The sequence below is a fragment of the Streptomyces sudanensis genome, assembly GCF_023614315.1.
GTDB classification, from domain to species: Bacteria; Actinomycetota; Actinomycetes; order Streptomycetales; family Streptomycetaceae; genus Streptomyces; species Streptomyces sudanensis.
In genome coordinates this window covers 3,911,930-3,925,223 of the sequence record NZ_CP095474.1, presented here as the reverse complement: position 1 = coordinate 3,925,223, position 13,294 = coordinate 3,911,930, and the positions used below count along the sequence as shown (strand labels likewise).

Sequence of the window (13,294 nt, the reverse complement as noted above, 5' to 3'; positions counted from 1 at the left end):
GACAGAACGTCCCGTGCTACAGGTGGAGTTCCTTGGCCAGATACGTGCTCAGAGCATCGATGGACTGGTGCTCGTACAGCAGGCCCGGGGAGAGCCGGCGTTCGACGATCTTCTCCAGTGCTCCCGAGACCTGGACCGCCACCCGGGAGTCCAGGCCGTACGCCTCGAACGTCTTGGCCGTGTCGATGTCCTCGCGGGGGATCTCGACGTGGACGGCCAGGTAGTCGACGAGCCACTGCCTGAGCGACTCCTCGGTCAGCGGTCCTTCGGGACGCGGGACCGTCTTCTTCCTCTTGAACACCTGAAACGCTCCTGTCTCGCTGTGCCGGGTCGGTGCGGCGCGCTCACGCCGCCGCCTTGGCCTGCTTCCTGCGCTTGACGATGGTGGCCTTGTCGGGCTCCCTCAGGTCCCAGACGACGCCGAGCTTGCCGAGGCCGGCCAGGAGCCAGCCGCTGAGGTCCGGCTCCCACCAGGTGACGCCGTGCCGGTAGGAGCCGGGGAAGGCGTGGTGGTTGTTCTGCAGGCCCTCGCCGAAGGTGAGGACGGCCACCGGCCAGTTGTTGGCGCTGCGGTCGTCGTTGTCGAAGGGCCGGCCGCCGAAGGCGTGGCAGATGGAGCCGACGCACCAGGCCGCCTGGTTGGCGACGAAGATGCGCGCCAGCCCGCCGAAGACCAGGCCGGTCAGCGCCGCCGTCGCGGTGCCCTCCACGGCGAAGCCGATCACGGCGGGGATCAGCAGGCCGGTGAGCACCCAGACCGGGTAGGTGCGGTGGTAGTACATCAGCCGCCGGTTGCGCAGCACGTCGGGTCCGAAGACGGTCCACTTGGTGGTCTCGGGGCTGAGCATCCACGGCATGTGCGCGTACCACAGGCCGCGCATGCGGGCCCTGAGGTCCCGGCCGTGCAGGTTGGGCGAGTGCGGGTCGCCCTCCCGGTCGCTGAAGCGGTGGTGGCGGCGGTGGGTGGTGACCCAGAACATCAGCGGGCCCTGGGCGCCCATCGAGCCGGTGATCATCATGACGGCCTCGAAGGCGGCCGAGGTCTTGAACGCCTTGTGGGCGAGGTAGCGGTGGAAGCCGACCGTGATGCCGAACATGTGGACGAAGTACATGGCGCCGAACAGCCACAGGTCGGTGGCGGTGTAGCGGCCCGTCCACAGGAAATACGCGGCGGCGACGGTGCCGATGAGCGGCAGCGTCATCGTGGTCAGCGCGGAGAACCGCTTGATCCTGAGGCTGACGGGGTCGAGCCTGACGACGGCGTTCGCGACGGCGGTGGCGGCGTTCGCGCCGGTGCCGACGGCGGGGGTGGCGGCCGATGACATCGTTGATCAACTCCCCTCTCGTGCGGTGTGTTCCTCGGTGTCGGTGCGGAGGCGTTCCGGGTAGCGCGCGTCGGAGACCAGGCCCAGCCGGTCCATGGCCCGGATGACCGCGCCGGTCGGGTCGATCTGCCACAGGCCGTGCCGGTTGTGGGCCAGGCCGGGCCGGGCGTGGTGGTTGTTGTGCCAGGAGCCGCCGACGGACAGGGCGGCCAGCGGTGCGACGTTTCTGCTGTTGTCGCGGGTGCGGTAGGGCCGGTTGCCCAGGGTGTGGCCGACGGAGTTGACCGCCCAGGTGACGTGGTCGAGGAGGAAGATCCGGGTGAACCCTCCCCACAGCAGGCCGCCCAGCGCCCCGCGCGCCGTGCCGCCGGTGAGCAGCCAGCCCAGCAGCGTCGGCAGGGCGAGGCCGGCCAGTACCCAGACGAAGTAGTACTGGTTGAGCCTCATGACCAGGCGGTCGCGTACGAGGTCGGGGGCCCGCTTGCCCCACTCCTGGCGGCGCACGGTGAACAGCCAGCCGACGTGGCCGTGCCACAGTCCGCGCAGCCGGGCGGCCAGGCCGGGGCCGAGCGCCCGGGGCGAGTGCGGGTCGCCGTCCCGGTCGGTGAAGGCGTGGTGCTGGCGGTGGATGGCGACCCAGAAGACGACCGGTCCCTGGGCGGCCATGCTGCCGGCGATGCCCCAGAAGGCGGTGACGGCCGGTCCGGCCGAGAACGACCGGTGGGAGAAGAACCGGTGGAAGCCGCCCTCGACGCCCAGCGAGGTGAGGGCGTACATCGTGACCAGCAGCAGGCCGTCGACCCAGGTGAAGCCGTACTCCCAGGCGAAGGCGAGGGCCGCGGCCGTGCCGAGGGTCGGCACGCCCACGGTGATCCAGGCGAGCCTGCGGGCGGCGGCGTCGACCGGGGCGGGGGCGTCCGCGGCGGAGGCGCGGTACCCGGCGCGGTCGGCCCCGGTGTCGGCGGCGCTCACGACAGCACCGCCCCGGCCTCCTCGGCGACGGGCGCGAACGCCTTGAGGCCGCCCGACAGGTAGGCCGCCCGGGTGGCCGCGCGCCGCACCTTCCCGCTGGTGGTCGTCAGGACCGTCCCGGGCGGGCCGAAGTGCACCGCGGCCGGCCGGACCCCGTGGTCCGCCGTGACCGCCTCGGTCACCCGCTCCCGCAGCCCGCTCTCCCGCGCGGCGAACTCCCGTGGGGTCCCCCGGTACTCGGCGACGACCACGACCTCCTCCTCGTCGCGGTCGGCGGCGCGCACGGAGAAGGCCGCCGCCCTGCGCATCGCGGGGTCGACGCGCGTCACCGACTCCTCGATGTCCTGCGGGTGCAGGTTCCGGCCGCTGATGACGATCAGGTCCTTCAGGCGGCCGGTGACGAAGAGCTCGCCGTCGAGGAGGAAGCCGAGGTCGCCGGTCCGCAGGTACTCCGGTCCGTCGGCGGCGCCCTCGGGGCGCGCCCGGAAGGCGGCGGCGGTCAGGTCGGGGCGGTCGTGGTAGCCGGCGGCCACGTTGGGGCCGGCGACCCACAGCTCGCCGACGCGGCCGGGCGGCACCGGGCGCCGGGAGTCGGGGTCGACGACGAGGACGTGGTGGCCGTGCGCGACCGTGCCGCAGCTGACGACGTCCACCGCGGCGCCGGTGTCGCGGGCGCCGGTCCGGCGCACCTCGCCGCGCTCCAGCGCCTCCCTGTCCAGCCGTACGGCCGGGACGCCGGGGACGCCCAGGGGCTTGCCGGACACGAAGAGGGTGGCCTCGGCCAGTCCGTAGCAGGGGATGACGGACGACGGGTCGAAGCCGCAGGCCGGGCCGAAGCGGTCCCGGAAGCGGTCGAGGGTCGCGCGGGACACCGGTTCGCTGCCGCAGAAGACCTGCCGGAGCGTGCTGAGGTCGAGCGCGGCCAGCTCCTCGTCGCCGACGGTGGTGGCGCATAGGTCGAAGGCGAAGTTGGGGCCGACGGTGATGGTGACCCGGTGGTCGCTGATCGCCTTCAGCCAGCGGTACGGGTCCTGGACGAAGTGCAGCGGGGACATCGTCACCAGGGGCCAGCCGCCGTGCACCGCGAGCATGATCGTGCCCATCAGGCCCATGTCGTGGTAGGGCGGCAGCCAGGAGCACCCGACGCGGTCCTCCTCGTACCCCATGTGCTTCTCCAGCACCCGGCAGTTGCTCAGCAGGTGCTCGTGCTCCAGGACGATGCCCTTGGGGTCGCCGGTGGAGCCGGAGGTGTACTGGAGCAGCGCGGGCTCGACGACGCGCGGCGGGACCCCTCCGTCCGGACGGGCCAGGAAGAACTCCTCGTCGGGGAAGAGCCACCGCGGCCGGTCCGACGAGGCGGGGAGCGCCCGGTGGAAGTCGTCCACCTGGCCGGTGAAGCGGGCGTCGGTGATGACGGCCGAGGGCGCGCAGTCCGCCACGATGGAGAGGAAGCGGGCGACGGCGCGGCGCCCGAAGGGCGGGAAGCAGGGGACGGCGGTGCATCCGGCGCGCATGATGCCGAAGAGCGCGGCGACGTAGTCCAGTCCCGGGTCGAGCGCGAGGACGACCCGGCCCCCGTCGACGCCCCGCTCCCGCAGCCGGGCGGCGACCGCCTCGGCGCGGGCGGCGAGGTCGGCGTACGTCCAGTCGACGAGGTGGTCGCTCGTCCCGTCGGGGAGGAAGCGGAAGGCGAGCCGGTCCGGGGTTCGCAGGGCCCGCTGGTCGAGGATGTGCACCAGCGACGGGCCGGAGGCGTGGTCGAACGGTTCCACAGGTGACGGCCTTTCAGGTCGGTTCTCTGCCGGAAACGTGCGTCGGTTCGGCTCAGCCCGCGCGGACCACCCTCAGCTGGTGGGCGGTGCCCAGGTGCGTGCCGTCCGGACCCCAGGCGTCGATCTGCTCGTCCACCCAGCCTCCGGGTGTGGCGGCGAGCGTCCGGGCCCGCAGCAGCACCCACGGCGAGGAGGCGCCGGCGAGGCCCGCGCCGGGCCGGACGGTCAGCTCCACCGTGGGCACCAGGACGAGCTCGGAGAGCACCGCCGCGTAGGAGGGGGCGAGCGCGTCCATGAGGAAGACGAAGCGGAACACGTCCGGAGGGGCGTCGTCCTCCAGCAGGCGGACCCAGGCGACCAGCTCGGGGTCGGGTCCCCCCGCGTAGGGCCGGGCGGTGCCGACCGGGCGGATCTCCATGCTGACGGAGATGGGCACGAACTCCGGCGGGATGGCGAAGGGTTCGCACTCCCGCGGCGCGGGGGCCTCGGGGGCGCGGGNGCGACGGGGGNCCAGGCGTGCTCGTCGGGGCGGCCGTAGACGGCGGACGCCTCGATGTGCAGGCCCTTGGGGCTCTCCGCGCGGGCGGTCACGGCGGCGGTGGTCCGGCCGGACCTCAGGAGGGTGGTGCTGACGGTGAAGCCGGAGCCGACGGGCCGGTCGAAGCGCCCGGTGACGCTGCGCAGCGTCAGCCCCGGGGCGTGCGCCCGGGTGGCCGAGGCGAGCAGGGCGAGGGCCAGTCCGCCGTGGAATCCGCCGAATCCCCGCAGGTGGTTTTCCGCCTCCACCCAGCCTTCGGAGGGATTTCGCAGCAACGCCCCCGGAGAGATCGCCTCATGACCAGTCAGCATGTACGCAACGGTAGCTCGTCCGTTCGTTATTGGACAGGCATATTCCGTTGTGAGGAGCGCCACATGACGGACAGTCAGCAGAGGAGTGGCAGGGCATTTCATTCTGACGCCGACCGCCGTACGGAGAGGTTTACCCGAATGGTTGCACCACCCTAACCCGGCCGTTTCCCGCCTGGCAGGGGGAAAGTCAGCCGAAAAACCGGAGGAGCTCGGACGCGACGGCTTCCGGCTGTTCCTCGACGAGGTAGTTGCGGGTCCCTTTGATCTCGCGCACGCGGACGTCGGTGCCCTGTTCGGGCAGCTTCTCGGCCATGTAGTCGTGGAAGGGGCCGTACGCCAGCCCGAGGACCGGCACGGTGAGCCTGCCGTAGCCGCGGAAGTCCTCGATGTCCTGCTGGTATGCCTGGAACCACGCCTGGCTGGCACGGATGGCCTCCGGGGAGTCGTAGGCGCGGGCGTAGACGTCCCTGTCGCGGGGCGGGACGGCGTCCGGATTCAGCAGGCTGAGGCCGAACATGTGGTCCACCATGTGCCGGTACCGCCCGGAGAGAACTTTTTCCGGGAATTCGGGCACGAGGTTGAACGCCAGCCACCAGCGGTGCGGACCGGGGTCCCCCGGGCGGGGCATGATGCGGAATTCGTGGTAGCTGTCGTCGATGTGGGTGGCGTTCAGCATGGCCAGTCTGATCGTGGCTTCGGGATGGTTGGCGGCGTGACTGAAGGCCACCATGGAGCCGATTCCGTGGCCGGCGACATTGATCCGCTCATATCCGAGGCGGCGGGCGAGGGCGCGGATGTCCCCGGCCATCGTCTTCTTGTCGTATCCGCCGGCCGGCTTGCTGGAGCCACCCATTCCGCGTATGTCGACGGCGACGACGCGGAATCGTTTCGCCAGCGTCGGCATCACCTTGCGGTACTCCCACCACGTCTCCGGCCAGCCGGGCAGCAGGAAGAGCGGCTCGCCCCGGCCGCCGCTCACGTAGTGCAGCCGTACGTCCCCCAGGTCGGCATGGTCGCTGGTGAAGTCGCCGTCCAGGGAGGCGGCCAGTTCGCGGTCGTCGGGCGGTGCGGTCGTCGGCACGTGTCTCCTCGCTTTCCGCGGGCGGTCGTGCGACCGCCCGCGCACGGGCGGGCGGCGCCCCGTGGGAGGGGCGGGCCGGCCGGGGCGGGCTCAGATCGCGGTGACGAGCAGGCGGTCGTGTCCGCGCTGCACGAGCTGGTCGCGGAAGGTGGCGGGGCCGGCCAGCTCCATCCGCGGGAGCCGCCTCAGCAGCAGCGGCACCACGGTCTCGGCGGACATGCGGGCCAGGGCGGCGCCGAGGCAGTAGTGGGCGCCGCCGCTGAAGGTCAGCGCCTGGTTGTCCCGGCGGGACGGGTCGAAGACGCCCGGGTCGGTGAACCGGCGCGGGTCCCGGTTGCCCGCGGCGATCAGCAGGGTCAGCGGAACGCCCTCGGCGACCTTCACGCCGAAGAAGTCCAGGTCGCGGGCGGCCACCCGGTTGAGCACCTGCGCCGCCGGTTCGAAGCGCAGGGTCTCCTCGACGAACCCGGGCGCCGCCTGCGGGTCCGTGCGCAGCCGCTCGCCCTCCTCGGGGTGCTCCAGGGCCAGGCGCACCATGTTGCCGAGCAGGTCCTGCGGGGCCTCGACCGCCGCGACGAGCAGCAGCATCAGGTTGGCGACCAGCTCCTCCTCGCTCAGCTCGCCGCCGGCGTCGCGGGCGCGGACGAAGGCGCTGGTGAGGTCGTCGCGCGGCTCGGCTCGGCGCCGGGCGACCAGGTCGCCGAAGTAGTCGGCGAGCTTCTCCATGGCGGCGTCGCCGGGCAGGAGCTGCTTCAGGTCCCTGATGGGCTCCAGGGTCATGGTGATGTCGCCGATGATGCCGCGCAGCCCCGGCTGGTCCTGGTCGGGGATGCCGAGGAGTTCGCCGATGACGCCGGTGGCCATGCGGTAGGAGAACTCGGGGACGAGGTCGACCACGGAGCCGTCCGCGCCGAGTTCGACGACGTGGCGCACGGTCTCCTCGGCCCGCCGCTCCACCAGGGGGCGCCAGGCCGCCACGCTGCGCGCGGAGAAGGCGCCGCCGAAGAAGCGCCGGAACCGCTCGTGGTCGGGGTCGTTGGAGAAGAGCATGTTGCGGGTCAGCCAGCGCCACGAGGCGTGGTCCCGCCAGCCCGGCAGCCTGGCGTCCTGGACGGCCGCGTCGGTGGAGAGCAGGTCCGGCTCGCGCAGGGCCCGGGCGCACTCGGCGTGGCCGGTGACGAAGACGTGGACGCCGCCCACGTCCACCACCGGCCCGTGGGCGCGCATCTTCTCGTACAGCGGATACGGGTCCTGTTTCCCCTCGGGCGCCAGAAGACGGCCCATCACTTCGAGGGGGTCGAGCAGGGAGTCGGCGGGGCTCACTGTCACTCCGGGTCCTCTCGGCTGTACCGGCTGCTTCCGCGCAAGGTCGTACGGGGTCGTACGGGGTGGTGCGTGGTGGTGCGGTACGCGCCTGTGCGCGCGACGAGCGACGGGAGGCCGCGGCGAGCGGGGGACGGCGTGCTCCCGGGAGTGGGTCGGAGAAACCGACCCTCACGGCGGGCGATCGTAACAACGGGCCCCGGGGCTGACAACCCTCCCTCGGCATATGCCGGATGGCGGGTTCCGCCGCCGCGCGAAGACCGCGCGGGCCGCCCCACCGCACTGCCTCGGCACGCCGCACGGCCCCTTCGCGCTCCGGTCGCGACGCGGCGAAGAAGGCGGGCGCGGTGTACCCGGGGAGCGGTTGCGGCCCTCTCCGCGGCGTTGCTACGTTCCCGACGCACGTAAGTTGGAAAACCGAACCGATGACGGGAAGAACATGAGCCTCCCCGACGAACAGACCACCGCCACCCCCGACCCTCCGGCGCCCCGACCACGGCTCGGCCTGGTCTTCACCGTCATCGCGGCCGGCGTCGCCATGTCCAACCTCGACGTGTTCATCGTGAACGTCGCCCTGCCCGGCATCGGCGAGGACTTCGGCGGCTCCTCGCTGGCTTCCCTGTCCTGGGTGCTCAACGCCTACGCCGTGGTCTTCGCCGCCCTCCTGGTGCCCGCGGGCAACTTCGCGGACCGCACCAGCCCGCGCACGGCCTACCTCGCGGGCCTGGTGACGTTCACCGCGGCGTCCGCCCTGTGCGCGCTGGCGACCGGCGTCTGGTTCCTGGTCGCGGCCAGGGTGGTGCAGGCCGTCGGCGCCGCCCTGCTCATCCCCTCCTCCCTCGGCCTGCTGCTGGCCACCACCCCGCCGGAGCGGCGCGTCTCCTCCGTACGCGCCTGGACCGCCATCAGCGGCGTGGCCAGCGCGCTCGGCCCGGTCGCCGGCGGGCTGCTGACCGAACTGGACTGGCGCTGGGTCTTCCTGGTGAACGTGCCGGTCGGCATCGCCGCCCTGGTCGCCGGCGTGCGGGTGCTGCCGCGCGTCCCCGCCCGGGACCTGCCCCGCCCCGACCTGCTGGGCGCCGGCCTGCTGACGGTCGCCGTCGCGGCGCTCGCCCTGGGCCTGGTCAAGGGCGAGGAGTGGGGCTGGGGTTCGCCGGCGTTCCTCGGTTCGCTGGCACTGACCGTCGTGCTGCTGGTGTGGTTCGTGGCGCGCTCCGCCCGGCACCGCTCCCCCGTACTGCCGCTGCCCCTGCTGAGGATCCCGGCGTTCAGCCCCGCGTCGCTGGCGAACGTGCTGTTCGCCGTCGCCTTCGCCGCCATGCTGCTGTCGGCCGTGCTGTGGTGCCAGGACGTGTGGCACTGGTCGCCGCTGAAGACCGGCCTCGCCATCTTCCCCGGCACCCTGCTGCCGCCGGTGCTGGCCGTCACCATCGGCCCGCTGGCCCGCAGGGTCGGGGCCGGGCCGATCGCGGTGGCCGGCTGCGTGGTGTTCGCGGCGGGCATCGCCTGGTGGTACGCGTGGATGACGCCCGGCGCCGACTACCTCACCGGGATGCTGCCCGGCATGCTCCTGACCGGCGTCGGCGTCGGTCTGACCCTGCCCACCCTGGTCACGGCCGCCGTCACGGCGCTGCCCCCGCAGAGCTTCTCCACCGGCTCGGGCGTGGTCACCATGGCCCGCCAGGTCGGCACGGTCCTCGGCATCGCGCTCCTGGTGGCCGCCATGGGCACGCCGAAGGGCACCGCGGAGGTCCTGGCGGCCTTCGACGACGGCTGGCTGATGACCATGGTGGCCACCGGCGCCGCCGCGGTCGTCAGCCTGCTGGTCGGCATGGCCGGGCGGGTGCCCGGCGGCGCGGCCGAGCGGCCCTGACACGCCCTCGCGCGCGGGTGCGGCGACCGGGCGTCCCGCACGGGCCCGACGAGCCCGGCGCTCCCCCGCGCGCGACGGCGTCCTCGGAGGGGACACCGCGCGGGTGACGCCCCCTCACCTGCGAGGACCCGGCCGGCCGCCGCCCGGCGGCCCCCGGTGCGACGTCCCCCTCGCATCGGCGCGGCCCCCTCCGGCCCCCATCCGAAGTCCGTGCTCCACACCAGGAGGTCCCCGTGCGGGATGCAGTGATCGTCGAAGCGGTGCGTACGCCGACCGGCAAGGGCGAGCCCGGAGGCGCCCTGCACGGCGAGCACCCGGTGGACCTGCTCGCCAGGACGCTGGGCACGCTGGTGGACCGGGCCGGCATCGACCCGGCGCTGATCGACGACGTCGTCGGCGGGTGCCTCAGCCAGGTCGGCGACCAGTCCCTCACCACCGTGCGCGACGCCGTGCTCGCCGCCGGGTTCCCCGGGGGCGTGACCGGCATGACGGTCGACCGGCCGTGCGGCTCCTCCCAGCAGGCCGCCCACATCGCGGCCCAGAGCGTGCTCAGCGGTGTGTGCAACGTGGTCGTCGCCTGCGGCGTGGAGTCCATGTCGCGCGTGCCGGCGGCGTCGGGCGTCCGGCCCGGCAGCGACCCGTTCGGCTCCGAGTTCTCCCGGTACTACCACGGGGGGCCGATAGGCCAGGGCATCGGCGCCGAACTGATAGCCGCCCGCTGGAAGATCAGCCGCAGGGAGCAGGACTCCTTCGCCCTCGTGTCCCACCAGCGCGCCACCCAGGCGTGGCGGCGCGGGGAGTTCGACCGGGAGGTGGCCTGGGCCGGCCAGCGGGACGAGACCGTGCGCCCCGCCGGCACGGCCGAAGCGCTGGCCGCCCTCCGGCCCGCCTACTACGACCCCCGCATGGAGGAACGCTTCCCCGAGATCGGCTGGACCGTCTCGGCCGGCAACTCCTCACCGCTCGGCGACGGGGCCGCGGCGCTCCTCGTCATGGGGTCGGACGTCGCCGCGCGCCTCGGGTTGCGGCCCCGCGCCCGTTTCCGGGCGTTCGCGGTGGCCGGTGACGACCCGGTGATGATGCTCACGGCCGTCGTGCCCGCCACCCGCAGGGTGCTGGAGCGGGCCCGCCTGCGCATCGACGACATCGACCTGTTCGAGGTCGACGAGGCGTACGCGGCGGTGGTCCTGGCCTGGCAGCGCGAGACGGGCGTGGATCTGGACAAGCTCAACGTGCGCGGCGGGGCCATCGCGCTGGGCCACCCGCTGGGCGCCAGCGGGGCCCGCGTCATGACCACGCTGCTGCACGCCCTGGAGGACCGCGGCGGCCGGTACGGCCTCCAGACGATGTGCGCGGCGGGCGGGCTGGCCAACGCCACCGTCATCGAGTGCCTCTGACCGTGCGGCGTCGGGAGCGTCGACGGGAGCGGCGGGAGCCGCGGGGCGCCCTCTCCGGCGGCCGAAACCCGACCGTTCGGAAACGGGACCCACTGACCTAGACTCGGCCGCATGCCGAAGTTGACAGCCCCGAGGGAGTGCTCCATCGCGGCCACCCTCGAGCTGGTGGGTGAACGCTGGACGCTGCTCGCCGTGCGCGAGATCATGCACGGAGCGCGCCGTTTCGACCAGATCGTTCGCAACACCGGCGCCTCACGCGACATCCTCACCACGCGGTTGCGCAAGCTGGAGTCCTCCGGCGTCGTGCGGCGCGAGAAGTACAACGACCGGCCGCCCCGGTACGAGTACCACCTCACCCCGTCCGGGCGCGAGTTGGGGGACGTCCTGCTCACCCTGATGCGCTGGGGCGACCGGCACCTGCACCCGGAGGACCCCCCGGTGCGCTGGCGGCACACCTGCGGCGAGATCCTCGTCCCGGCCGTGGTGTGCCAGGCGTGCGGCGGCTCGGTCCGCGACAACGTCCACTCCCCGACGGGCAGGGGGGCGGAGGTCCCGGACTGAGGGTCCGCCGGGCTCCCGGCTCCTTCCCCGCGGCGGGCCCCGGCCGCCCCGGCTCCCCGCACGGGCGCCGCGCGCCCGGCCCGAGGGGCCCGGGCCGCGCAGGTCCGCCTCCGGGCGGGCCTTTCACGCGGGTCCTTCCACGCGGGCCCTTTCGCGCGGTGGCGCGGGGCGGCTCTCCGTCCGGGGCCCGGCGCGGACGGCGCGGACGGGGCGGACGGGGCGGGGTCAGGGCGTCGCGGTGGAGACGACGTACACGCGGGGGGCCGCCGGGTCGGTCAGGTCGACGGTGATGTCCCGGGTGGGCCGGGGCCGGTCCTGGCGGTGGGTGGTGCCGTACCAGCGGCGGCCGGGCGGGAACGTCCAGCCGACGACGCCCGCGTCGCGGGCGCCGACGGTGACCCGGCCGGCCTCCAGCTCCGCGCGGGCGGTGCCGCTGCCGCGGAGGAAGGCGTCCAGTCCGGTGCCGGTGGTGGTGAACTGGACGTACAGCCGGCTCGACTTCCAGTTGCTGGTCTCGAAGTAAGCCACGTTCCGGGAGTAGGCGGGGATCGGCACCTCGAAGATCCGGCGCTTCATCTTGGACGGCCAGGTGTACCTCAGGCCGCTGACGGAGGACTCGGCCTCCTTGTCCCGGCCGCTGGAGCGGCTCTGCTCGGCGGAGACCACCAGGTAGCCGGCGGGGATGCCGATGAGCAGGACGATGACGAGCGCCGTGAAGCAGCGGCGGCGGATCGTCTGGGCGCGGGTCTCCCCCGCCGGGCCGGGAGCGGTCCGGACCGGGGCGGGCCGGGTGGTGTCGGTGCGGGTCTCGGTGGGGCTCATGCTCCTGGTTCCTCGGTGGTGTTCCTGGGGCTGCGGACGCCGCCGGCACGGAGTGCCTGCGCGTACCGCTCGTACCGTTCGTAGCGCTCGACGCGGCGCCGGTTGGCCCGGCGGAAGCGGCGGGCGACCAGCCGGGCGAGGTCGGCGGCCCCGACCATGCCCGCGTCGGGGCCCAGCTCGGCCTTGGCGATGCGGGCCTCGGGGCGGTAGCCGCGGCCGGTGAGGTTGCGGCGGAAGGCGTCCCGGGCGGGCCCGATCAGCAGGTCGTCGGCGGCGCTGACACCGCCGCCGACGACGAAGCAGGACGGGTCGAGGGCGGCGGCGAGGTTGGCGAGGCCGATGCCGAGCCACTGGCCGATGTCCTGGAGCAGCTCGACGCACATGGCGTCGCCCTCGCGGGCCAGCTCGGTGACGAGGGGGCCGGTGATGTCGGCGGTGTTCCCCCCGACGCGCTCGACGATGGTGTGGGCGACCGGGGAGTCGGCGGCGGCGAGCTCGCGGGCCTCGCGCACGAGGGCGTTGCCCGAGCTGTACTGCTCCCAGCAGCCGCGGTTGCCGCACGGGCAGCGGTGGCCGCCGGGGACGACCTGCATGTGGCCGAACTCGCCGGCGACGCCGTACGTGCCGCGCTTGACCCGGCCGTCCTCCAGGACGGCGCCGCCGATGCCGGTGCCGAGGGTGATCATGACGAGGTGGTCCTCGCCTCGGCCGGCGCCGAAGCGCCACTCGGCCCAGGCGGCGGCGTTGGCGTCGTTGTCGACCATGACGGGGACGGCGAGCCGGGCCTGGAGGGAGTCGCGCAGGGGCTCGTTGCGCCAGGCGAGGTGCGGGGCGAACAGGACGCGGCTGCGGTCGGCGTCGACCCACCCGGCGGCGCCGATGCCGACGGCGTGGACGTCGTGCCGGTCGGACAGGTCGAGGACGAGTTCGACGATGGTGTCCTCGACGGCCTTCGGGCTCTTGGACTTGTCGGGGGTCTCGGCGCGGACCTTCTCCAGGACGGCGCCGTCGGCGTCGACGACGCCCGCCAGCACCTTGGTGCCGCCGATGTCGACGCCGACCGTGGGGACGCGGGGGGCGGTCAGGTGGGAGCGCCGCTCGCGGCTGCCGGCGGCGCGCGGGCGGGTGCCGCGTTCCGTGGCGCGTCGGGGGTCGCGGTACGTGCTCACGGGTCCTGTCGTCCCTGCCGGTCGGTGGGCCGGGCGCGCTGCGGGTCCGGCGGCGGGCGGCGCCCGCCGCCGTCGATTCTGCCAGGAGCGGGTGCCCGCCCCGGTTCGCGGCGCGGGACGCGGGGCCGGGCCGGGCGCCGCGGTCCGCTT

General features: G+C 73.8%; 13 protein-coding genes. 3 read left to right on the top strand and 10 right to left on the bottom strand.

Annotated features, from left to right (window positions below; all coding sequences use genetic code 11):
- Positions 1-16: 16 nt before the first annotated feature.
- The 8 genes from MW084_RS18055 to MW084_RS18020 all read right to left on the bottom strand — a co-directional run bounded on the left by MW084_RS18055 (position 17) and on the right by MW084_RS18020 (position 7,328).
- Positions 17-301, bottom strand: a complete 285-nt coding sequence (locus MW084_RS18055) for an acyl carrier protein (protein WP_010470669.1) — start codon at positions 299-301, stop codon at positions 17-19.
- 43 nt (positions 302-344) lie between these two features.
- A complete protein-coding gene (locus MW084_RS18050; protein WP_010470671.1) occupies positions 345-1,325 on the bottom strand; it encodes an acyl-CoA desaturase in 981 nt (326 codons plus the stop codon).
- Positions 1,326-1,331: 6 nt separating this feature from the next.
- Positions 1,332-2,297, bottom strand: coding sequence for an acyl-CoA desaturase (locus MW084_RS18045; protein WP_010470672.1), 966 nt, complete (start codon positions 2,295-2,297; stop codon positions 1,332-1,334).
- On the bottom strand, positions 2,294-4,069 hold the full coding sequence (locus MW084_RS18040; protein ID WP_010470674.1) for a fatty acyl-AMP ligase: 1,776 nt from the start codon (positions 4,067-4,069) through the stop codon (positions 2,294-2,296). The genes MW084_RS18045 and MW084_RS18040 overlap by 4 nt, the downstream gene beginning before the upstream one ends.
- 52 nt (positions 4,070-4,121) lie before the next feature.
- Positions 4,122-4,487 (bottom strand): thioesterase family protein, encoded by a 366-nt coding sequence (locus MW084_RS18035; protein ID WP_338057719.1) that lies wholly within the window; start codon positions 4,485-4,487, stop codon positions 4,122-4,124.
- Between the two features lie 92 nt (positions 4,488-4,579).
- The coding region (locus MW084_RS18030) for an acyl-CoA thioesterase domain-containing protein (protein WP_275563685.1) at positions 4,580-4,918 on the bottom strand (339 nt) is incomplete at its 3' end.
- A gap of 187 nt (positions 4,919-5,105) precedes the next feature.
- Positions 5,106-5,999, bottom strand: a complete 894-nt coding sequence (locus MW084_RS18025; protein WP_010470679.1) for an alpha/beta fold hydrolase — start codon at positions 5,997-5,999, stop codon at positions 5,106-5,108.
- Positions 6,000-6,089: 90 nt separating this feature from the next.
- Positions 6,090-7,328 carry a cytochrome P450 gene (locus MW084_RS18020; protein ID WP_275563684.1) on the bottom strand — a complete coding sequence of 413 codons (1,239 nt, stop codon included), beginning with the start codon at positions 7,326-7,328 and terminating at the stop codon, positions 6,090-6,092.
- Positions 7,329-7,761: 433 nt separating this feature from the next.
- Here MW084_RS18020 and MW084_RS18015 point away from each other — a divergent pair, with 433 nt between their 5' ends.
- From MW084_RS18015 to MW084_RS18005, 3 genes are all read left to right on the top strand, one after another.
- Positions 7,762-9,195: a DHA2 family efflux MFS transporter permease subunit gene (locus tag MW084_RS18015; RefSeq protein WP_010470683.1), complete on the top strand. Its 1,434-nt coding sequence runs from the start codon at positions 7,762-7,764 to the stop codon at positions 9,193-9,195.
- A gap of 233 nt (positions 9,196-9,428) precedes the next feature.
- A complete protein-coding gene (locus tag MW084_RS18010) occupies positions 9,429-10,592 on the top strand; it encodes a thiolase family protein (RefSeq protein ID WP_158684320.1) in 1,164 nt (387 codons plus the stop codon).
- A gap of 111 nt (positions 10,593-10,703) precedes the next feature.
- A complete protein-coding gene (locus MW084_RS18005; RefSeq protein ID WP_010470687.1) occupies positions 10,704-11,153 on the top strand; it encodes a winged helix-turn-helix transcriptional regulator in 450 nt (149 codons plus the stop codon).
- A gap of 225 nt (positions 11,154-11,378) precedes the next feature.
- On the opposite strand, the gene MW084_RS18000 is transcribed toward MW084_RS18005, so the two are convergent.
- Together MW084_RS18000 and MW084_RS17995 are read right to left on the bottom strand one after the other, a co-directional pair.
- Positions 11,379-11,975 (bottom strand): hypothetical protein, encoded by a 597-nt coding sequence (locus MW084_RS18000; RefSeq protein WP_010470690.1) that lies wholly within the window; start codon positions 11,973-11,975, stop codon positions 11,379-11,381.
- Positions 11,972-13,144 carry an ROK family glucokinase gene (locus tag MW084_RS17995; RefSeq protein WP_010470692.1) on the bottom strand — a complete coding sequence of 391 codons (1,173 nt, stop codon included), beginning with the start codon at positions 13,142-13,144 and terminating at the stop codon, positions 11,972-11,974. The genes MW084_RS18000 and MW084_RS17995 overlap by 4 nt, the downstream gene beginning before the upstream one ends.
- Positions 13,145-13,294 lie beyond the last annotated feature (150 nt).